Source organism: Aeromicrobium stalagmiti (assembly GCF_013283745.1).
GTDB lineage: Bacteria > Actinomycetota > Actinomycetes > Propionibacteriales > Nocardioidaceae > Aeromicrobium > Aeromicrobium stalagmiti.
Genome location: NZ_JABSTZ010000001.1, coordinates 1710889 through 1732255 on the forward strand (window position 1 = coordinate 1710889; position 21367 = coordinate 1732255).

A 21367-nucleotide genomic window follows, 5' to 3' on the forward strand; every position below is an offset into this window, starting at 1 on the left:
TGTGGGGAGTCAGCCCGTCATGGCCCGGTGCCGGCTCGGGCTGACTCCCCGGACGCGCTTGAACGCCGCGCTGAGCGCGAAGGGGCTGCCGTAGCCGACGCGGTGGGCGACGGCGCCGATCGTCAGGTCGCTCTGGGCCAGCAGGTCGGCCGCGAGGTCGAGCCTCAGGCGCGTCAGGTAGGTCATGGGCGGCTCGCCGAGCTCGGCCGTGAACCGACGCGCCAGCGAGGCACGTGAGACGCCGACCTCGCGGGCGAGCGACTCCAGCGTCCACGGACGCGCCACGTCGTCCTCGAGGAGCCGCAGAGCCGGTCCGAGCACGGCATCGCCCGACGCGCGGTGCCACGCCGGGGCGCGATCGGCGTCTGCGGCGAACCAGGCCCGGACGGCCTCGATCAGCACGAGGTCGAGCAGCCGGTCGAGGAACACCTCCTGCCCGAGGTCGTCGCGGGTCATCTCGTCGCAGAGCACGTCGACCAGCCGTCCGTTCCACTCCTCGGCCCGGAGCACGAGGATCGTCGGCAGGCTGCGCAGGAGCCGGTCGCTGACGGCGCGCACCGTCTCGTAGGTGCCCGTCACCAGCCAGGTGGCGCAGTCGACGGCGTTGCCCCACGTGCGGGTGCCCAGGGTCATGGCGTCGGCGAGACTGGTGCCGTCGGCGTCGACGCAGTGCTGACCGGGCTCGATGAAGACCTGTGGAGCGGTGGTGGGCGCGTCAGCCACCGTGTAGTGCTCGGGCCCGCGGGCGATCATGACGTCGCCGGCGGCGAGCCGGGTCGGCTCGCTGCTGCCCGAGAGGACCCATGCCTCGCCCCGGGCGACGACGGCGATCGAGAGCGGAGCCTCGTCGCGGATGCGCAGCGACCACGGGGGCTCGAGCTGGGAGCGGAGCAGGAAGGCACCGCCGGCTCGGGGGCCGTCCAGCAGACCGCTGAGGGTGTCCATGGACAGATCCTAGACGTTGGCGCATGGATCTGGCGTTCTTGACCATGGAACGTCTCAGGGATCTGCGGTGGACTGGTCGTCATGACCAAGACACTGCTCACCGTCGCGATCGTCCTCAGCGGGCTGTCCGCAGGCCTCTTCGCCACCTTCTCGTACGCCGTGATGCCCGGGCTTCGTCGCACGGAGGACGTGACCTTCGTGCAGTCGATGCGCGCGATCAACGTCGCGATCCTCAACCCGGTGTTCGCCGTGGTGTTCGTCGGCGCAGCGGCGGCTGCGGTGGCGGCGCTGGCGTCAGGGTGGAGCGGGGACGCACGCCCGTGGCTCGTCGCCGGAGTCGCCCTCTACGTGGTCGGGGCCTTCGTGGTGACGGGAGCGGTCAACGTGCCGCGCAACGACGCGCTCGAGGCAGGCATGACGAGCGACGCCTCGCTGCGGGAGCAGTTCGAGAGCACGTGGGTCGCCTGGAACCACGTGCGGTCGCTGCTCACCACCGGGGCGTTCGTCTGCCTCGTGCGGGCCGCGTTGGTGCTCTGAGCGGCCCGCACGCGGATCCGGCTAGATCCCGAGCGCCTCGGCGAGGTCGGTCTTGATGCCGGCGATCTGACCGTCCGCCATCGAGCGGGCGGCCTCGATGGAGTCGTCGACCCCGATGACCACCTCGATGTAGCACTTGAGCTTGGGCTCGGTGCCGGACGGACGGCAGATGATGCGCGCCCCGCCGTCGAGGCCGAGGCGGATGCCGTCGGTGGGCGGCAGGCCGTGGTAGCCCTCGGCGAGGTCGTCGACCGACGTCACGGCGAGGCCGCCGAGCACCGCCGGGGGCGACGTGCGCAGGACGTCCATCGCGCGGGAGATGATCGAGAGGTCCTCCACCCGCACCGACAGCTGCGCGGTGGCGTGCAGGCCGTGCTGGCGGTAGATGTCGTCGAGCCGGTCGATGAGCGAGCGCCCCTCGGCCTTCAGCTGCGCCGCGAGCTCGAGCACCGTGATGATCGCCGAGACGCCGTCCTTGTCGCGCGCGATGTCGGGCGCGACGCTGTAGCCGAGCGCCTCCTCGTAGCCGAACGCGAGCGTCGGGATCTTGCCGATCCACTTGAAGCCGGTGAGGGTCTGCTCCCACGGCTGGTCGTGGGCGGCGGCCTGGCGTCCCAGCAGGTCGGACGAGACGATGGAGGCGGCATAGGTGCCGGTGACGCCGCGCGCGAGCAGGAAGTCCGCGAGCAGCGCACCGACCTGGTCGCCGGAGAGCATCCGGTACGACTCGCCGTCCCTCACGCCGACGGCGCACCGGTCGGCGTCGGGGTCGTTGGCGACGATGATGTCGGCGCCGACCTCGGACGCGAGCTTGAGCGCGAGGTCCATCGCGCCCGGCTCCTCGGGGTTGGGGAACACGACGGTCGGGAAGTTCGGGTCGGGGTCGCCCTGGGCCGGGACGACGTGCAGCGCCGGGAAGCCGGCCCGGGCGACGGCCTCGACCAGGGTGTCGCGCCCGACGCCGTGCATCGGCGTGTAGACGGCGACGACGTCGCGGGGGCCGTCACCGGGCAGCGCCACGACGGCCTCGACGTACGCCTCGGCGACCTCGGGTCCCAGCGTCTCGTACGCCTCGCTGCGCGGCATCTCGTCGACGCGACCGACCGCGTCGATCGCGTCGGAGATCTCGGCGTCGGCGGGCGGGACGATCTGGCTGGAGTCCTCGAGATAGACCTTGTAGCCGTTGTCCTGCGGCGGGTTGTGCGACGCCGTCACCATGACCCCGGCGCTGCAGCCGAGGTGACGGATCGCGAAGGCGAGCACGGGGGTCGGCAGGTGGGTCGGCAGCAGGAAGGCGTGGACGCCCGCGCCCTCCATGATCTCGGCGGTGTCACGGGCGAACACGTCGCTGTTGTGCCGGGCGTCGTAGCCGACGACGACCGACGGCGCCCGGCCGTCGGCAGCGTGCTCGAGGAGGTAGGCCGCGAGGCCCGCGGCGGCCTGCGCCACGATGACCCGGTTCATCCGGTTGGGGCCTGCGCCGAGCGCGCCCCGCAGACCGGCGGTGCCGAACTGGAGCCGCTCGAAGAAGCGGTCCTCGAGCCCGGCGGTGTCGCCCGCGTCGAGCAGGTCCTGCAGCTCGGCGCGGGTGGCGGGGTCGGGGTCCTGGCTCAGCCAGTCGTGCGCACGGGTGAGGAGGTCGTCGGTCACGGTGATTCCCTTCAGAAGGCGGGTCGGACGAGGTCGTCGAGGGCGAGCGGGCCCCCGACGAGTGCGTTCTCGTCGGGGTCCTGGGTGCGGGCCGCGATCGACCCGGCGAAGTGCTCGGCGTCGTCCTGCGGGTCGAAGCCGATCGCCCGTCCGGGGGCGAGGTCCCACCAGCCCCGGGTGTTGGCGCTGGTGCCGTGCACCACGGTGTACCCCGGAGCGGGGGTCCTGATCGCGGCGTCGACCATCCGCACCGCGTCGTCGAACGACAGCCAGGTGGAGAGCTCGCGGACCGTGGTCGGCTCGGCGACGCAGGTGCCGATCCGCATCGCGACGGCGCTGATCGCGAACCGGTCGACGTAGAGGCTGAGCAGCGCCTCGGCGGCGACCTTGGCCGTGCCGTAGAACGTGTCGGGTCGTGGTCGGACCGACGTCGTCAGGGGCCGGTCGTGCGGCGTTCGGCCGACCGCGTGGTTGCTGCTGGCATAGGCGATGCGGTCGACGCCGTGGCGCAGCATCGCCTCGAGCAGGCGGGCCGTGGTGTGCACGTGGGACTCCAGGGAGGACGGCAGGGAGCCCTCGTCGGGATCGCCGGCGAAGTGCGCCACGGCGTCGACGCCACGGACGGCCGCGTCGACGACGTCCGGGTCGAGGCAGTCGCCGACCACCCAGTCGTGCTGGTAGCCGGGGGCCGGATCGCCCACGAGATCGAGACCCCGGAGGTCGTGACCGAGGCCGGGGAGTCCTCGTCCGAGCGCGCGGCCGATCGAGCCGCCCGCGCCCGTGACGAGGACCTTCATCAGATCCGGGGGAGGACGTCGCCGAGGAGCTGACCCATGCGGGTCGCGGCGGACTTGCCGGCCTCGAGGACCTCCTCGTGGTTGAGCGGCTCGCCCGTCATGCCGGCGGCTGCGTTGGTGACCAGCGAGATGCCGAGGATCTCGAGCCCCGCGGCGCGCGCAGCGATCGCCTCGAGCGTCGTCGACATGCCGACGAGGTCGCCGCCGATCGCGCGGACCATGCCGATCTCGGCGGGGGTCTCGTAGTGCGGGCCGGGCAGCTGCACGTAGACGCCCTCGTCGAGGCTCGGGTCGGCCTCCTTGCACAGGGCGCGCAGCCGCGAGGAGTAGAGGTCGGTGAGGTCGACGAAGTTCGCTCCCTCGAGGGGCGAGGTCGCCGTCATGTTGATGTGGTCGCTGATGAGCACGGGCGTGCCGGGGGACCAGGCAGGGTTGAGCCCGCCGCAGCCGTTGGTCAGCACGAGGGTCTTGACCCCGGCCGCGGCGGCGGTCCGGACGCCGTGGACGACGGCCGCGACGCCCTTGCCCTCGTAGTAGTGCGTGCGGCCCAGGAAGATCAGCAGACGCTTGTCGCCGAGGGTCACCGAGCGGACCGTCCCGCCGTGGCCGGCGACGGCCGGTGCGCTGAATCCGGGCAGCTCGGCCAGGGGCACCTCGTGGTCGGGAGCGCCCAGTGCGTCGGCGGCCGGGAGCCAGCCCGAGCCCATCACGAGGGCGATGTCGTGGTCACCTCCGCCCGTGCGCTCTCGGAGTGCGTCGGCGGCCTGTCGGGCGAGTTCAGAGGTGCTCACCTGCCGTACATTACGACAATGCCGAAGATCATTGGTGGCTCGCTCGAGCAGCATCGCGAGCAGACCCGCCGCCGCGTCTTCGAGGCACTCACCTCGCTGCTCGCCGAGCGGTCGTTCGACGCATTGACGATGGCCGATCTGGCCTCGGAGGCCGGCATCGGGCGGACCGTCATCTACAACCACTTCGCCGACAAGGACGCCGTCGTCGTGGCGTTCGCGAGCGAGGAGACCGACCGCTACCTGGCCCGGCTCGCCGATGCGCTGGAGCCGGCCACCGACCCGGCCGATGCCATGCGGATCTACGTGCGCGAGCACCTCAGCTCGTCCGAGGAGTTCCACTTCGGCTTCGGACCCGAGCTCTACGCGATGCTCTCGCGCGAGTCCCTGGCCCAGATCCGCGAGCACGTCATGGCGGTCGAGGCCGTCCTGCGCACGATCATCGACGACGGACGCGCGACGGGTGACTTCGCGGTCGACGACGTCGAGTCGACGATGTCGCTCGTCCACACGACCCTGCAGAACAGGCGTGTCGCGGCCGGGGCGGTCGAGGTGTTCGTCATGCGCGCTCTCGGCGCCGGCTGACAGGTCGCCGGCACGACCGACGGCGGGCCCCGAGGGAGCCCGCCGCCGTGACGTCGGTGACGCCTACTTCGTGACCGTGAACGATCCTGCAGCGGTCGTCGCAGTTCGGGCGAAGCGTGCGTTGCCCGCGAACTTCACCGAGACCTTCCACGTGCCCTTGGCCAGCTTCGGGATCGTGACGTCCGCCCGGCCGGCGGAGACGTACTTCGTCTTGGTCCTGGTCGACTGGCCCGACTTCTTGAACGTGACCGTGACCGTGCCGTACGGCGTGACGCCGCCCGTCAGGGCCTTGAGGTAGACGGTGGTCCGCCCGGCCTTCCTGGTGGTCGGCTTCGTCGTGCTGCCGCGCGTCGCGGCGACCTTCGCCGCCGTGATGGTCAGCGACGTGGTCGTCGACGAGCCGTGGTTGGCCTCGTCGCCGGCGTAGGAGTAGACGACTGATCTCGCACCGACGTCGGTCGTGCGTGACAGGGCCAGCGTCGCGACTCCCGCGCCGTCCAGCACGCCGGTGCCGACCGTCGTCGAGCCGATCTTCGCGGTGACGCTTCCCGTGGGGGTCGGCGCGCCGTCCTCGGTGTCGACCGTGACCTTCGCGGTACGGGCCGCGCCGTACGGCGACGACGCGGCGACCCCGACGACCGAGAGGGTGGTCTCGGCAGGCTCGACGGGAGCCTCCTCGATCGTGACCGGGACCGACTCGGAGGTGGACCCGAAGGCGCTGTCGCTGCCGAGGTAGGTGACCTTCAGGTCGCCCTCGCCGGCCTCGATGCTCGCCGGGAGCTCGAGCGTCGCGCGGCCGTTGTCGCCGAGCGTGGCCGTGTCCACGACGTCGCCGCTCCCGGCGCCGTCTGCGGTGTACTCCAGCTCGACCTCACCGGCCGCTGCGTCACCGGACGGGACGGAGACGTCGGTGATGACGGGTGTGGCCGTGCCCTCGGTGCCGCTGTAGGCGGACCGGTCCAGGTCGACGGTCGTCGTGTCCTTGTCGACGAACGAGATCGGGGTGAAGGTCGAGTACTCGGGCACGGCGGCGTTGCCGGCGCGGTAGGTGTAGATGCCCCAGCTGCCCGAGTCCTTGGTGATGTCGCTCTTCTTGACCGTGAGGCTCGTGGAGAACGATCCGTCGGCCGCTAGCTCGGTGTACGACGCCGCGCTCGGGTCCTGGGCGGGTGCTCCAGGGAACGAGCTGCTCGGGACGGCCCACTTCACGCTGCGACCGTTGCGGGTCTGCGGATCGCCGAGGCCCCGGTTCGAGCTCGGCGGCGCCGGGGTGAGGGTGGGGTCCCACGGATCGGCGAAGCGGCCGAAGGCGATGTAGAGGCCGGACGCCTTGCCGGCGAACGGCGGCTGGGTGTTGCCGGCGGACAGGGCCGGGTTGAACCCGGTCCCGGTGACCGTCACGGTCTCCTCGGCGTCGTTGTCGAAGACGCTCTGCGAGATCGTCACCTCGCCCTGGTCGGTCGGGAACTTCACGTCGATCGGCAGCGGCGGCTTGTTGTCCTGCTTGCCGCCGCACCCGGTCGAGTAGAAGTGGGCGAGCACCGACTGGCCCGAGACGTGACTGGAGAGGGCGGTGATGAGCTCCTGCGGCCATGCGCCCCACCATCCGGTCGTGCCCTCGGCTGCCGTGCACGTGCGGTTCTGCTGGGCCTGGCCCGCGGGGATCGTGGCCTCGACACCTTGGTAGTCGGGGGTGACGCGATAGCCGCGAGGCGTCTTGGCGCTCAGCGAGCCGGCATCGAACGTCGCGATGGTCAGCCGGCCGAAGCTCTGCTCGGGGAACGCCTCACCGGTCATCGAGGTGCCGGCGCCGATGGTGAACTCGGCCTCGAGGCGGCCCGAACCGTCAGCGTCGACCGTGAGCGACGGATCGCTGTAGATCTCGTTGGGGGCGTTGTAGATCGCGGGGTAGGCGTTGACCGTGTAGCTGCCGGACCACTCGAGGTCGGCCGTGCCGGTCGCACGATCGATCGTGCCGTCCCCACCGGTGAACTTCACCGCGTTGGGCGCCTTGCCGGCCTTGGACGTCGGGAAGGACGTCGCCGGGACCGGGTCGACGACGTACTCGGTCTGCGGGGTCGGGTTGACCGGGGCGGTCGCGACGTTGCCCTGCAGGTACGAGGCGTCACCCGTGAAGTCCTTGAACGTCCACGGGCCGAAGATGCCGTCCTGGGCGTAGCCGCTGACACCCCAGGTGAACGTCGCGTTGTCGATCGTCTCCGGGGCGGCCTGGGCCGGTGTGGTCGTGACCGCGAGCGTGCCGGCGGCCAGTGCGCCGGCGGCTGTCAGCGCCAGCAGCCGGCTCCGCAGCCGGGTGGTGAAGGGGGACATCGTGTGCTTCCTTTCGGGGGATCTCCGCGGAGGTGCCGGGGAGAGACGGGGACGGCGACGTCGTGGACGCGCCGGAACGAGTGGGTCAGGTCGCTCGGCGACGAGCGGCGGCGTAGGCGAACGGGCTGGCACCGGCCACGACGGCGGCCCCGAGGAGTGCGCCGCCGAGGATCCAGACCGGTCTGGTCCGCGGGCCCTCCGGCGGTGGTGCGGCACCGAGCACGGTCGACATTGGCTGCACCCGGGTCAGACCGGCGTCGGCCCTGACGGCTGCTGAGGTGACGGGAGCGTCGATCGGCGGTGAGGTCACCGCGGGGGGAGCGGCCGGGGTCTGGGCAGGTCGATCGACCGCGTCGTTGGTCGGGGTCGTCGTGCCCCCTCCGGTCGTCGGCGGATCGTCGGTCTCGACCGGCTCGTCGGCGGAGTAGCTCACCGTCACGGGCAGGGCGACCTTGTGGGCATCGGTCGAGCCACCGCTCGCGTACCAGTACGAGCCGGACCCCGACGAGACCTGGTAGTCGATGAACGACTGGGGGAACGAGCCCCATGCATCACCCGATCGCACCTGCTGGGTCTGGTCGGCCGGAAGGTCGACCTCGACGCCCCGGTATGCGGGTGTCGCGTCGAAGCCGCGGCCGTCGTCGAGGTCCACGGCGCCGAGCCGGGCGAGCACCACGTCGTCGACCGGCTCGATCGCCTCCCACCGGTCCAGGTCCGTCATCGAGGAGCCGTAGCCGCTGAGCGTGGCGGTGAGGGTGCCGACGCCGTCCTTCACCGTCAGCTCGGGGTCGGTGACGTAGAAGAAGCTGTAGCCGGAGTAGTAGAGCACCGTGAACGACCCCGTCCACCGGATCGTCGCCGTCCCCGCATCAGGGTCGACCGCGCCCGTGCCGCCGTCGACGACGACCTCGTGGTTGCTGAACGGCCCGTTGGTGCCCGCCATCGCGGCGCCCCTCGAGTCCGTCCGAAGACCCGCCCAGGTGGCGAGCGACCACGACGAGGACGAGGCGGAGAACTTCTCGATGCGGACGTCGCCGGTCGAGGCGTCCCAGCCCGACTCCTTGAGGGTGACCCCGCCGCGTCCTGGATTGGCGATCTTGCCGGCCGAGAAGAAGTTGAAGGTCCCTGGTGCGAACGCACGGTTGTTCGACTCGTTGTTGAAGCCCCAGCGCAGCTGGGCGTCGCTCACCGTGAAGGCAGGTCGCGGGGTGGCAGCGACCGTCGCCGAGGCCGTGACGAGCACGACAGCGACGGCCACGAGAGCGGCCAGGGCCGTTCGGATCTCAGAGCGCATGAGCGGCCTCTCCCGTCGGAGCCGTGCCGTGGGGCCGGTCGGTGGTGCGGTGCCGCCTGCGGAGCGAGCGGACGCGCATCGCCGCGAACGACACGGCGCTGAGCAGGGCGAGCGTTGCGACGGCGACGAACGCGAAGGGCACCCAGGTCGGGAGCCCGTCCGCCTCGTCGGCGATGGCGGCCGTGTCGGCCGCAATCGGGAAGTTGACCGTCGGTGCTGCCCCTGAGGCCGCGCCGGTCAGGCGCAGGACGTGGGTGCCGGCGGTCGTGCCCGCCGGCAGCTGGAGGACGCCGGCTATCTCGCCCGAGGCACCCGCAGCGAGCGGCCCGACCGCAGCACGCCCGTCGTCGAGCGTCGCGACGACCTGCTCCCCGGGGGTGAACCCACTGCCGGTGAACGACAGCACCCGGCCGACGACCGCCGTGCTCGTGTCGACGGCAGCCGCAGCGTCGGCAGCCTTGGCCCGGGTCGAGGCCTTGTCGTCCGTGCTCGGATCGTCTGCAGCCGTCTGCGGTTCGGCGGCCGCGTCCGTCGGCGGTGCCTGGCGGTCGAGGGACGAGAACGACACCGGGGTGAAGGTCTCGTTGCGGGCGTTCTTGACGCCGTGTGCGCCGATCGTGATGACGCCGCACGTGACCTTGCGGCAGTCGACCGTCACGACCTTGCCGGCGCGGTCGACGGTCCTGAACGTGGCACCGGGCACGGTCATCGACGTCGACCAGGTCCCGTCGGCTGCGATCGTGCCGCCGTTCGCCGCGCCGGCGGTGTCGCTGCCGGGGAAGGCGACGAATCGTTGGAAGCCCTGGTTGTTCTTCGCCTCGCTGTCGGGGACGTAGCGGTAGTCGGCGCCGACCTGACCGCCCTTGCTGGGGCGCCAGGTGCCGCTCACCGTCCCGAAGAAGACGTAGACGCCACCGTGGCCGCCCTTGATCGACTGGAAGCCCGCGCCCCGGACCGAGATCCTGGTGGCGTACTCCGGGTCGATCGCGGTCGAGCCCTGGTCGTTGGCGACGGTGACCCGGGCGGCGGCCTGCGCCGGCAACGGGACGAGCAGGGTGCTCGCGGCGACGGCCGCGAGGGTCAGGAGAGCACGGGTGCGCATGACGACTCCTCGGTGTGGGTGATCAGGTGGGGGAGGACGACGAGGCGGCTCGCGTGGTCGATGACGTCGACCGGGTGTCCATAGACCTCGGCGAGGATCTCGGGCGTGATCACGTCGCGGGGGGCGCCGTCGGCGTGCAGCCGACCGTTCGCCAGGACGCAGATGCGGTCGGCGTGGGCAGCCGCGACGGTCAGGTCGTGCAGCACCGCGACGACGGCGTGACCGTCGGCAGCGAGGCGACGGGCCTGTGCGAGCACCTGCTCCTGGTGGCGGATGTCGAGCGCGGCGGTCGGCTCGTCGAGCAGCACGAGCGGCGTCTGCTGGGCCAGCACGCGGGAGAAGGACGTCCGCGCCTTCTCCCCGCCGGACAGGGTCGGGAACGAGCGCTCGGCCAGGGTGAGGACGTCGGTGCGCTCCATCGAGTCGGCGACGACGACGTCGTCGAGATCCTCCTCGGGCAGACGGGCCCAGGGGGCGCGTCCCATGCGCACGACGTCGACGACGCGAAAGCCGAAGGCCAGACGTTGCTCCTGGGGGAGCACGGCTCGCTCGCGGGCGAGCGCCGCGACCTTCCACCCTCGAAGGCGCGTGCCGTCGAGCACAGCCTCGCCGTCGGTCGGCTCGATGTCGCCGGCCATGACGCTCAGCAGGGTCGTCTTGCCTGCGCCGTTGGGTCCGACGAGTGCGACGAGCTCGCCGGGGACGATCTCGAGGGTCACGTCGTGCAGGATCTGGTGGCCGCCGAGAGCGGCGGAGACGTGGGTCAGTCGGAGCGTCACCGGGTCACGCCCATCCACCGGCGGTCCTGCGCGTGCGGCGCAGGAGCCAGAAGAAGAACGGTCCGCCCACGAGCGACGTCAGCATCCCGATGGGAAGGTCGGCGCCGGTCATCGCCGTGCGGGCGATGAGGTCGGCCAGGAGCAGCAGGACGGCACCGGCCAAGGCGCTGGCCGGGACGAGCACACGATGACCCGGGCCGACGAGCATCCGGATCAGGTGGGGGACCACGAGCCCCACGAACGCGATGATGCCGGCGAACGAGACCGCGGCGGCGGTGAGCAGCGCGACCAGCACGATCGCGACGAGCCGCAGCCGCTCGACGTCGATGCCCACGTGCCGGGCGGCGCGGTCGCCCAGGGCGAGCACGTCGAGCCGGCGGGCCATGAGCATTGCTCCGGCGAGGCCCACGACGACCAACGGCGCGACGACCCCGACGTGCTGCCAACGACTGCCGTTGAGGCTGCCGAGCTGCCAGAACACGATCTGCTCGCGCTCCTGCGTGTCGCCGAGGAAGATCATCAGGGCGAGGCCCGCGGCGCACACCGCGTTGACGGCGATGCCGGTCAGGACGAGTGTCACGACCTCGGTGCGGCCGTCGGCCCGGGACAGCGCGTAGACCAGCAGCGTCGTGACGAGGCCACCGACGAACGCGAACAGGGCCACGGTCCAGCTGCCGATGAGCTGGATCTGGAACACGATGACGATCGCAGCGGCGAAGGCAGCACCGGTGGACACGCCGACGACGCTCGGCTCGGCCAGCGGGTTGCCGAAGACGCCCTGCATGAGGGCCCCCGCGGTCGAGAGCGCCGCACCGACGACGATCGCCAGGGCGATGCGCGGGAACCGCACCTGCCAGAGCGTGTTGTCGCCCTGCGGGTGCGTCGGCAGCGTGCCCCGGTCGAGGCCGATGCGATGCAGGATCGAGCCCCACACCTCGTGGGCGGGGATCGCGAGCTGTCCGCGTCCGGCCGCATAGACCGTGAGCAGCACGAGGCCGACCCCGAGGACGACGAACAGCGCTGTGGCACGGACGGGGTGGCGACGGGGGAGGGAGGGAGCCGGGCGGACGGCCGTGCCGGCGCGCGAGACGAGGGTGGCCGTCACTGCATCGACTCCGGCGCGTAGATCGCCACGGCGAGCGAGTTGAGCACCTCGGCGGTGCGAGGGCCGAAGCTCAGGACCTGGCTGTCCTGCATGTCGACGATGCGCCGGTTCTGACCGGCCGGGGTGTTGGCGATCGCGGGCAGGCGATCGAGCAGCCCGTCGACGCCGCCGACTGACTCCAGGCCCTTCGACATCATGATGACGAGGTCGGGCTGGACCGAGATGATGGCCTCGTCGTTGACGGGCTTCATCCCGTTCCAGCCGATCTCCTGGGTGACGTCGTAGCCACCGAGCGCCTCGACGAGCCCGTCGGCGCCCGAGCCCTTTCCGAACATGTAGTAGACACCGGCCTGCCCGCGCACGTAGAGGAAGACCATCCGCAGCTTGTCCTGGACGGACGACGGCGCGATCGCCGCGATCTCGGCCTGGGTCGCCGTGACCTCGGCCTTGATGCGCTGGGCCAGCTGCTTGCCCTCGGCCGGGACGCCGAGCGCGGCGGCGACCTCCCGCGTCAGTGACCCGAGGTTGTCGAGGCTGCGACGAGAGTCGGTGACCACGACCGGTATGCCCGAGTCGCGCATCTGCAGGATGACGTCCCACGGACCGAGCGACGTGTCGGTGATGATGACCGTGGGGTCGAGCTCGAGGATCGACTCGGCGTTGAGGTCGTGCCCGTTGCTCGTGACGAGCGGCAGCTTTGCCGCCTCGGCGAACTGGGTCGAGATGTCGCGGCCGACGACCTGGTCGCCGAGCCCGAGCTCGAACACGGTCTGCGAGAGCGTGCCGTAGATGTCGAGCGCCAGGATGCGGCTGGTGTCGGTGATCGTGACCCGGGTGCCCTGGGCGTCCGTGACGGTGACCGGCAGGTCCTGGTCGGGGGAGTCGGTGACCGGGTCGATCGCGCTGCTAGCGAGGGAGGCGTGGGTCTCGCCCTCGTACGCCTTGGGGTCGTCGAGGACGGTGGCGGCGGCGAGGTCGATCGCGGCAGAGCCATCGCTGCCGGTGGCGTTGCCGCCAGGCGTGGCGCCGCACGATGCGACGAAGCCGGCGACGAGCAGAAGCGCGGCGACACGTCGCGCAGTGCGGAGGGCGGGGCGGGACACAGGGGGTTCCTTCGATCCGGAGGGCTTCGCGATCTCCCGACCGTGAAGTAAGGTGACGCTAATATTTATTAGGGTTGCCTATCCATACTGTGACTTATATCATGACAGACTGTCAGCACATGCTGACGATGTGTCATAACCTTGAGCACGTCATCACCCACGACGCAGGAGCCGACCATGACCGTGACCGCCGAGAACCAGGCGACGTCCCTGTCGACGCTGCTGCGCACGGGCTCGCAGGCCGAGCACACGGCGGCAGAGGGGTCGAGCTTCATGTCCGAGCTGCTGGCCGGCCGCATCGACGAGGCCGGCTATGCGCACTTCCTCGGTCTGCTCCGCCGGGTCTACGAGGCGTTGGAGACCGCGGCCCGTGCCCTGGCCGACGATCCGCTGGCCTCCGCCGTCATCGATCCGTCGATCGAGCGTCTCGCCGCGATCGACGCCGACATCGAGCACTGGGGGAGCACCGTCGTCGCCAGCCCGGCGACCGACGCGTACGTCGCCCGCATCCAGAAGTCCACGAGCTGGGGCGGGCTCTTCATCGCCCACCACTACACGCGCTACCTGGGTGACCTGTCGGGTGGCCAGGCGATCGGACGGATCCTCGGTCGCGAGTTCGACCTCGACGGCGCGGGGGTCGCGTTCTACGAGTTCGCCGCGGTCCCCAAGCCCAAGCTCTACAAGGATGCCTATCGGGCCCGTCTCGACGCCTTGCCTCTCGACGACCTCGACCGTCAGCGGGTGCTCGACGAGGTCAAGGCCGTCTTCGGTCTGAACGGCGGCATCTTCGCCGAGATGACGACCTATCTCGACGTCTACCGGCGCTGACGTCGCCCGATCCCGGGTCGTCCGGGGGCTGTGGAAACTGCTGTGATCGCAGGGGGTTGGTGTCAGTGGTGGCCTCTAGGGTTGAAGCATGTTCGAGGACGTCGCCACCGCTGACCTGCTGGGTCACGTGCGGGCGCACGACTTCGCTGGGGAGCCGACTCTGGAGGTCGACGCGGTCCGGGTCGATGCGATCCGTGAGCTCGACCGGACCATCCGTGCCGCTCAGGCCGAGCAGGTCCGCCAGGTCGCCCTGCTGCATCGTGAACGCGCCCGGAAGATGGGCCTGGGTCACGGCGATCCGACCCTGTCGGTGATCGGCGAGGTGTCGATGGCAAGGATGATCGGGCCGACGGCGGCGGGCACGCAGGTCGAGCTCGCTCTGGGGATGACCCGGTTGCCGAAGGTGTTCGACCTGTTCCTGACCGGCGCCATCAGCGAGGCCACCGCACGTGCCGTGGCCCGGGAGACCCAGTCGCTGCACGTGGATGATGACGTGGTGGCTGATGGGGAGATCGCCGCGAAGATCACCGGCATGACGACCGCACAGGCCCGTGACGCCGCAGCCAGGGTCGTGATCGGGATCGACGCTGAGGCCGCCCACGAAAGGGCCCGCCGCAACCGGGCCGATGCCCGGGTCACCCTGCACCCCGACGCCGACGGCATCGCCCACCTGAGGGTCCGGGGCCCGGCTGAGCAGATCGTCGCCGCCCACCGGGCCCTCGACGACTGGGCCACCGGACTCAGATCCACCGGAGACCCCAGATCACGCGGGCAGATCATGACCGGCACCCTCGTCGAACGCGTCACCGGACAAGCATTCGCCGACGACGTCGCCGTCGAGATCAACCTCGTCCTCGACGCCAAGACCCTCGTCGCAGGTGGTGACACACCGGTCGAGCTCGACGGCTACGGACCCATCAGCCCTGACGTTGCCGACGAGATCATCGCCAAGGCCCGCACCGCGTCCATCCGCCGCCTGTTCGTCGACCCCGCCGACGGCACACTCCTGGTCCGCGAACCGCGCCGGCGGCGTTTCACCCGCACCACCTCCGCCCACATCCGCACCCGCGACCGCCGCTGCCGCCAACCCGGCTGCGACGCCAAGATCCGCCACGACGACCACATCCACGCCTTCGAGCACGGCGGCCTCTCCGTCGCCGACAACGGTCAAGGGCTCTGCGTCAGATCCCACACCATCAAGCACCAACCCGGCTGGACCATCACCACCACCGGAACCACCACCACCTGGAACACCCCCACCGGCCACCAATACCGATCCACCCCACCACCCGTCCTCCCCGGACGAGACCCCGGCCACCAACGCCAATAACGGCGCGCCAGTTGAGCAAGGAGTCGTTCGCGATTCGCTTCGTCAGGTGCCGGTGCGCGACAATGAGCGCGTGACTCATGTGACGATCGTCGGCGGCGGACCTGGTGGATACGAGGCGGCGCTGGTCGCCTCGAGACTGGGTGCCGAGGTGACACTGATCGAGCGTGACGGCATCGGCGGCTCGACGGTCCTCACCGACTGCGTGCCCAGCAAGACCCTCATCGCGACGTCCGACCTGCTCACCGAGGTCAGCAGCGCCGCCGAGCTGGGCGTCCAGGTGCCGACCTCGGTCCGCGCCGACCTGGCCACGGTCGACGCCCGCGTGCTGCGCCTGGCGCAGGCGCAGTCGACCGACATCGCGCACCGGCTCGCCGCGAGCAACGTCGTCATGATCGCGGGCACCGCGACGATCGAGAGCGCGGGCACGGTGGTCGTCGAGACGGCCGACGGGCAGCAGCGGGTCGACACCGACGCGATCCTGGTCGCGACCGGTGCGCACCCACGGGTCAGCCCCGACGCGCAGCCCGACGGCGAGCGCATCCTGACCTGGGAGCAGGTCTACGCGCTGCAGGAGCTGCCCGAGCACATGATCGTGGTCGGGTCGGGCGTCACCGGCGCCGAGTTCGCCAGTGCCTACAACGGCCTCGGTGCAGCCGTGACCCTCGTGTCCAGCCGTGACCGGGTGCTCCCGGGCGAGGACGTCGACGCCGCCAACGTCATCGAGGACGTCTTCACCCGTCGCGGCATGACCGTCATGGGCAACTCCCGGATGGCGTCGGTCGAGCGCACCGACGACGGCGTCCTGGTCACGCTGACCGACGGCCGGACGGTCTCGGGCTCCCACTGCCTGCTCGCCCTCGGCTCGATCCCCAACACGGAGGGTCTTGGTCTCGAGGCGCTCGGCATGGTGCTCGACGACCACGGCTTCATCAAGGTCGACCGGGTGTCGCGCACGAGCGTCCGCGGCATCTACGCTGCCGGTGACTGCACCGGCGTGCTGATGCTCGCCTCGGTCGCCGCCCAGCAGGGACGCATCGCGATGTCGCACCTGCTCGGCGACGCCGTGCATCCGCTCGACCTCGGCAAGGTGTCCAGCAACGTCTTCACGTCGCCCGAGATCGCGACCGTCGGCATGTCGCAGAAGCAGGTCGAGGAGAGTGACCTGCAGATCGACATGGCGATGCTCCCGCTGGCCAGCAACGCCCGCGCGAAGATGCAGGGCGTCCACGACGGCTTCGTCAAGATCTTCTCCCGCCGGGGGATGGGCGTGGTGGTCGGCGGTGTCGTCGTCGGCCCCAAGGCGAGCGAGCTGATCCACGCGCTGTCGATCGCCGTGTCGGCCTCGCTGACCGTCGACCAGGTGGCTGACGCGTTCACGGTCTACCCGTCGATGTCCGGGTCCGTCGCCGAAGCGGCCCGGCGTCTGCACCCGCTGGTCTGACGTCAGAGCGGTTGTTGCGATTGCAGGAATGACACGGTTGTAGTTCGGCGATCTTCGGTTTTTCAGTCGCATTCTGGGAAAAACTGTGGGCATAATCGACCGGCAACCTCATCAGTCACACCAGTCACACCTGCCACAGGATTGGACTTCCCCCATGCTCTCCAGGCGCGTGGCTCGGCGTACGCCGTGCCTCATTGCTGCTGCTGCGGCGACCTTCGGCGTCCTGATGCCCTCAGCGGCTCAGGCCGACGGCACCCAGGTCACCGGCGGCGCCCCCGGTGCTGTCGTGGCCCCGGCCGCCCCCGCGAAGCCCGCCCAGGTCACCCAGAGCGACATCCCGACCCGGGCTCCCGCCGATCTTGCGCCGGCCCCGAAGTCGGCCCAGGACCACGACGGTCACGGCCACACCGGCGACGAGACGATCGTCGCCGAGCTGAAGAGCACCGACCTGAAGCCGTTCGCGATGCTCGGCGTGACGTGGGAGGGCGGCCTCGACGAGTCCGACACGTACGTCGAGGCGCGCTGGCGTGCCGACGGCGAGTGGTCGGCGTGGACGGAGCTGCACACCGATCCCGCCCCCGAGGAGGGTGGCCGCGCCGGCACCGAGCCCCAGTGGGTCGGCTCCGCCGATGCCGCGCAGGTGCGAGTCGCCTCCGCTGGCGACGCCAAGCCGCGCGGGCTGTCGCTCAGCACGATCGATCCCGAGGCCGACGCCGACGACTCGACCGCCTCGGCGGTCTCCCCGGCCGTGGCCGTACGGCAGGCCGCGACGGTCGCGAAGCCGTCGATCGTCTCGCGTGCCTCCTGGGGCGCCAGCAGCTCCAGCGGCTGCGACAGCCCCATCTACGGCAAGACCACTCGCGGCGCCGTCATCCACCACACGGCCGGCAACAACACCTACACCAAGGCGCAGTCCAAGGCGATCGTCAAGGCCACGCAGGCCTATCACATGAAGAGCCGCAACTGGTGCGACATCGGCTACAACTTCCTGGTCGACAAGTACGGCCAGATCTTCGAGGGCCGCGCCGGTGGCACGACCAAGCCGGTGCGCGCGGCCCACTCGGGCAACGACGCCGTCAACCAGGAGACGATGGGCGTCTCGCTGATGGGGACGTTCAGCACCACCAAGCCCTCGGATGCCATGAAGTCCGCCGTCACCGACCTCGTCGCCTGGCGCTTCGCGTCGTACGGGCTCAAGGCCAAGGGCACCTACTCGCTCGGCGGCAAGACGCTCAACCGCATCGCCGGTCACCGCAACGTCGTCGGCACCGAGTGCCCGGGCAACGCGGCCTACGCCTGGCTGTCGGAGAAGGGTGGCCTGCGCGACAGCGTCGAGTCCAAGCTCGCGACCGGCACCGTGACGGCCGAGGTCTCCGGACGCGTCGTCTCGGACGTGACCACCACCGGGTTCACCCTCGCGTGGCGTGCCGCCTCGGGCGCCGCGACGTACCAGGTGCAGACCTCGACGTCGTCGACCCGCCCGACGACCTGTGGCACCGGGTGCATCACCCAGAAGGCCACCGCCTCGCCGACGGCGACGGTCGAGGGGCTCAAGGCCGGCGCAACGACCTACGTGTGGGTGCGGGCCGTCGACGCCTCAGGCTCGGCGACCACGGCGTGGCAGGTCACGCCCAAGAAGGTCGAGCTGAAGGCCGTGACGGTCGCGAGGCCGGCCGCGGTCACCGGCGTCACCGTCTCGGCCGGGTCGCACTCCGCGCGCATCCGCTGGGCAGCGGTGAGCGGTGCGACCGGCTACGACGTCTGCCTGCTGGCCACCAAGACCTCGACCTCGTGCGCGGAGTGGGTCGACGTCGGCACGTCCACCACGACCCTGCTGTCCAACCTCACCTCCCGTTCCGGCACCGACTACTACGTCAAGGTGCGGGCCGCCAACAGCGCGGGCAGCGGCAGCTGGTCGTCCCTGAAGGGCTTCGACCTCACCACGGCGACGCCGTCGGTCGGCAACACCGCGAGCGTCTCGAGCTCGGGCAAGATCGCGATCTCGGGCCACGGCTACGGCCACGGCATCGGCATGAGCCAGTACGGCGCGCAGGGCGCGGCCCGCAAGGGCGTCTCGTACTCCAAGATCCTGTCGACCTACTACCCGGGCACGAAGCTGGCATCGAAGTCGGGCAACATCCGGGTGCTGATCTCCCAGGACACGACCGACGCGGTCGACGTCGTGGCGGGCTCGGGCCTGGTCTTCCGCAAGCTCTCGAGCTCGTTCAAGGCCGCCCTGCCGACCACGATCGGCGGTGCGAAGGTCACGACCTGGCGCATCGTGCAGGTGTCGTCGAGGAAGACCCAGTCGACGCTGCAGTACCGCACGACCGGCGGCTACGCGAGCTACAAGGGCATCCGCTGGACGGGTGACGGCCAGCTCGAGGGCCCGTCCCGCATCGCCCTGGTGATGCCCAACGGGTCGACGGTCAAGTATCGCGGGGCGATCCGCTCGGCGCTGCCGTCGAAGGGCTCGACGGCCCGCGACACCGTCAACGTGCTGCCCATCGACCACTACGTGCGCGGCGTCATCGCGGCCGAGATGCCGTCGGGCTGGGAGGCCGAGGCGCTCAAGGCGCAGGCCGTCGCGGCGCGGACCTACGGCGTGCGCAGCATCACGTCGAGCCGCTACTACGACATCTGCAGCACGACCGCGTGCCAGGTCTACGGTGGCGCCTCGCGGGAGACGGCGTCGACCGACGCCGCCGTGCGCGCGACCGGCGGCAAGATCCTCACGTACGGCGGGACACCGGCCTTCACGCAGTTCTCGTCGTCGTCAGGCGGCTACACGGCAAAGGGCTCGCAGCCCTATCTCAAGGCCGTCAGCGACCCGTACGACAACTGGTCCGGCAACGCCAACCACGCGTGGACGACGACTGTCGCGGCGTCGACGATTCAGCGGGCCTACCCGTCGATCGGCACGCTGAAGCAGCTCAAGGTCACCCAGCGCACCGGCGCCGGCGACTGGGGCGGACGCGTCACCTCGATCAGCCTCGTGGGGTCGTCCAGGACGGTGTCGATCTCGGGTGACGACGCTCGCTGGGCGTTCGGCCTGAAGTCGAACTGGTTCCGCTTCCCCTAGACCTGAGCGCGGTTGCCTCTTCAGGTTCTGCGGCTAGGGTCGGTGGATGCGACTCATCTCGGGGACGATCGCCGGGCTCGTGCTGGCCGGCTCCATGACGTACGTGGCCCAGGCCGACGAGCTGCCGATCGACCAGGCGCAGCAGCGGGTCGAGGCCGTCGACGTCGGCGCGGCCGCCGTGCCGGCCGTCCGTGACGACGCTGCTGGCGACGTCGTGGCCGAGCTGCCGGCCCGACGCACCGACGACTTCGGGCTCGTGGGCGTGACGTGGAAGCGCGGCTTCGACGACGCGGGCATGGTCGTCGAGGTGCGCCTGCGCACCGACGGCACCTGGGGGGCCTGGGAGGAGCTGCACGTCGAGAGCGACGAGGGTGAGGGTGGCCGAGACGGCACCGAGCCGCTGTGGGCGGGCGAGTCCGACGGGGTGGCCGTGCGGGTGACCAGCCCGACGGGCGGCCGGCCCGACGACCTCGAGGTCTCGACGATCGACCCCGGCACCACGGCGGCGGAGACCGCGACCGCGAGCACCGCCGCGTACGACCGCACGGGCACTGCGGTGACCCAGGCCGCCGACGGGTCGCCGACCTACACGCCGAGGCCGGCGATCATCTCCCGCTCGGGCTGGGGCGCGAAGAAGAACACCTTCTGCGACTCCCCGCGCACCGGCAACGAGAGCCGTGGCGTCGTGGTGCACCACACGGCAGGCAGCAACAGCTACAGCAAGTCCCAGTCCGCCTCGATCGTGCGAGCGGTGCAGGCGTATCACATGAACGGCCGCGACTGGTGCGACATCGGCTACAACTTCCTGGTCGACCGGTACGGCCAGATCTTCGAGGGCCGCAACGGTGGCGTCGACCAGCCGGTGCGCGGCGCCCATGCCGGTGACAAGACCGTCAACACCTCCACGATGGGCGTCTCCATGATGGGCACCTTCACCTCGTCGGAGCCGACCGCCGCGACCAAGGACGCCATGGTCCGCCTGATCGGCTGGCGCATCGGCACGACGTTCCACCCGGCGGTCGGCACGTACGGCATCGGCTTGTACCGCCTCAACCGCATCGCGGGCCACCGCAACGTGGTCGGGACGGCCTGCCCGGGCCAGGCTGCGTACGACTGGCTCAGCGACGATGGCGGCCTGCGTGACCGCGTGGCAGCCTACGTCTCCGGCTACCGCTCGGACATCAAGACCCGCTTCCAGAAGCTCACCAGCGCCGTGACGGGGCCGGTCAAGGTCGGCGAGTACCCCTTCACGACGGGTGACGGAGGCCGCAAGGCACGGCTGGGCAAGGTCGATATCTACTCCTCGCCCGCAGGGACGTTCTCGATCGGCGACTACTTCCGCACCGAGTACGCCGCCGTGGGCGAGCAGACCGGTGCCCTCGGCGTCCCGATCAGCACCACCGAGGCGACGAGCCGCGACAGCATGCGGGCCCAGCGCTTCGCCGACGGGTCGATCTACCGGGTCAAGCGCTCGTCGACCCGGGGCTATGCCCTGTGGGGCGCGATCGACGCCACGTACCGCGATCTCGGGCAGGAGAAGAGTGCGCTCGGGGCGCCCACCCGGCGCCAGACCAAGATCTCCGGCGACCGCTACCGGGCCTGGTTCGCGCACGGCCACCTGACCCGGCAGGCCAGCGGCTACGTGAGCGTCTACGTGTCGTGAGGCGAGG

General features: G+C 70.8%; 17 protein-coding genes. 7 read left to right on the top strand and 10 right to left on the bottom strand.

Annotated features, from left to right (window positions below):
• Positions 1–9: 9 nt before the first annotated feature.
• A complete protein-coding gene (locus HQK15_RS08455) occupies positions 10–945 on the bottom strand; it encodes an AraC family transcriptional regulator (RefSeq protein ID WP_173490910.1) in 936 nt (311 codons plus the stop codon).
• 81 nt (positions 946–1026) lie between these two features.
• Between HQK15_RS08455 and HQK15_RS08460 the strand changes: the two genes are divergently transcribed.
• Positions 1027–1482 carry an anthrone oxygenase family protein gene (locus HQK15_RS08460; RefSeq protein ID WP_173490911.1) on the top strand — a complete coding sequence of 152 codons (456 nt, stop codon included), beginning with the start codon at positions 1027–1029 and terminating at the stop codon, positions 1480–1482.
• Between the two features lie 21 nt (positions 1483–1503).
• Here the strand turns inward: HQK15_RS08460 and HQK15_RS08465 are convergent, their stop codons facing one another.
• Genes HQK15_RS08465 through HQK15_RS08475 form a run of 3 tightly spaced genes read right to left on the bottom strand, consistent with a single transcriptional unit; the run spans position 1504 to position 4720 of the window.
• Positions 1504–3132: a phospho-sugar mutase gene (locus tag HQK15_RS08465; protein WP_173490912.1), complete on the bottom strand. Its 1629-nt coding sequence runs from the start codon at positions 3130–3132 to the stop codon at positions 1504–1506.
• Positions 3133–3143: 11 nt separating this feature from the next.
• Positions 3144–3929 carry an NAD-dependent epimerase/dehydratase family protein gene (locus HQK15_RS08470; protein ID WP_173490913.1) on the bottom strand — a complete coding sequence of 262 codons (786 nt, stop codon included), beginning with the start codon at positions 3927–3929 and terminating at the stop codon, positions 3144–3146.
• Complete coding sequence (locus tag HQK15_RS08475; protein ID WP_367649106.1) at positions 3929–4720, bottom strand: purine-nucleoside phosphorylase; 792 nt, start codon at positions 4718–4720, stop codon at positions 3929–3931. Before HQK15_RS08475 ends, HQK15_RS08470 begins: the two co-directional genes overlap by 1 nt.
• 18 nt (positions 4721–4738) lie before the next feature.
• Here HQK15_RS08475 and HQK15_RS08480 point away from each other — a divergent pair, with 18 nt between their 5' ends.
• A complete protein-coding gene (locus HQK15_RS08480; protein WP_173490915.1) occupies positions 4739–5302 on the top strand; it encodes a TetR/AcrR family transcriptional regulator in 564 nt (187 codons plus the stop codon).
• A gap of 63 nt (positions 5303–5365) precedes the next feature.
• On the opposite strand, the gene HQK15_RS08485 is transcribed toward HQK15_RS08480, so the two are convergent.
• The 6 genes from HQK15_RS08485 to HQK15_RS08510 form a co-directional block, all read right to left on the bottom strand.
• A complete protein-coding gene (locus HQK15_RS08485; protein WP_173490916.1) occupies positions 5366–7633 on the bottom strand; it encodes an Ig-like domain-containing protein in 2268 nt (755 codons plus the stop codon).
• An 85-nt stretch (positions 7634–7718) separates the two neighbouring features.
• On the bottom strand, positions 7719–8927 hold the full coding sequence (locus HQK15_RS08490; RefSeq protein WP_173490917.1) for a hypothetical protein: 1209 nt from the start codon (positions 8925–8927) through the stop codon (positions 7719–7721).
• On the bottom strand, positions 8917–10029 hold the full coding sequence (locus HQK15_RS08495) for a hypothetical protein (protein ID WP_173490918.1): 1113 nt from the start codon (positions 10027–10029) through the stop codon (positions 8917–8919). Before HQK15_RS08495 ends, HQK15_RS08490 begins: the two co-directional genes overlap by 11 nt.
• Positions 10008–10808: a heme ABC transporter ATP-binding protein gene (locus tag HQK15_RS08500; protein WP_173490919.1), complete on the bottom strand. Its 801-nt coding sequence runs from the start codon at positions 10806–10808 to the stop codon at positions 10008–10010. The genes HQK15_RS08495 and HQK15_RS08500 overlap by 22 nt, the downstream gene beginning before the upstream one ends.
• A 4-nt stretch (positions 10809–10812) precedes the next feature.
• Entirely contained in the window at positions 10813–11913 is a 1101-nt protein-coding gene (locus tag HQK15_RS08505; protein WP_173490920.1) for a FecCD family ABC transporter permease, read from the bottom strand.
• Positions 11910–13016 (bottom strand): heme/hemin ABC transporter substrate-binding protein, encoded by a 1107-nt coding sequence (locus HQK15_RS08510; protein ID WP_173490921.1) that lies wholly within the window; start codon positions 13014–13016, stop codon positions 11910–11912. Before HQK15_RS08510 ends, HQK15_RS08505 begins: the two co-directional genes overlap by 4 nt.
• A gap of 177 nt (positions 13017–13193) precedes the next feature.
• Between HQK15_RS08510 and HQK15_RS08515 the strand changes: the two genes are divergently transcribed.
• The 5 genes from HQK15_RS08515 to HQK15_RS08535 all read left to right on the top strand — a co-directional run bounded on the left by HQK15_RS08515 (position 13194) and on the right by HQK15_RS08535 (position 21360).
• Positions 13194–13844: a biliverdin-producing heme oxygenase gene (locus HQK15_RS08515; RefSeq protein WP_173490922.1), complete on the top strand. Its 651-nt coding sequence runs from the start codon at positions 13194–13196 to the stop codon at positions 13842–13844.
• A gap of 88 nt (positions 13845–13932) precedes the next feature.
• On the top strand, positions 13933–15174 hold the full coding sequence (locus tag HQK15_RS08520) for an HNH endonuclease signature motif containing protein (protein ID WP_173490923.1): 1242 nt from the start codon (positions 13933–13935) through the stop codon (positions 15172–15174).
• 70 nt (positions 15175–15244) lie between these two features.
• Entirely contained in the window at positions 15245–16615 is a 1371-nt protein-coding gene (locus tag HQK15_RS08525) for an NAD(P)H-quinone dehydrogenase (RefSeq protein ID WP_173490924.1), read from the top strand.
• A gap of 154 nt (positions 16616–16769) precedes the next feature.
• Entirely contained in the window at positions 16770–19697 is a 2928-nt protein-coding gene (locus HQK15_RS08530; RefSeq protein ID WP_173490925.1) for a SpoIID/LytB domain-containing protein, read from the top strand.
• Positions 19698–19743: 46 nt separating this feature from the next.
• Complete coding sequence (locus tag HQK15_RS08535) at positions 19744–21360, top strand: N-acetylmuramoyl-L-alanine amidase (protein ID WP_173490926.1); 1617 nt, start codon at positions 19744–19746, stop codon at positions 21358–21360.
• Positions 21361–21367: the final 7 nt, after the last annotated feature.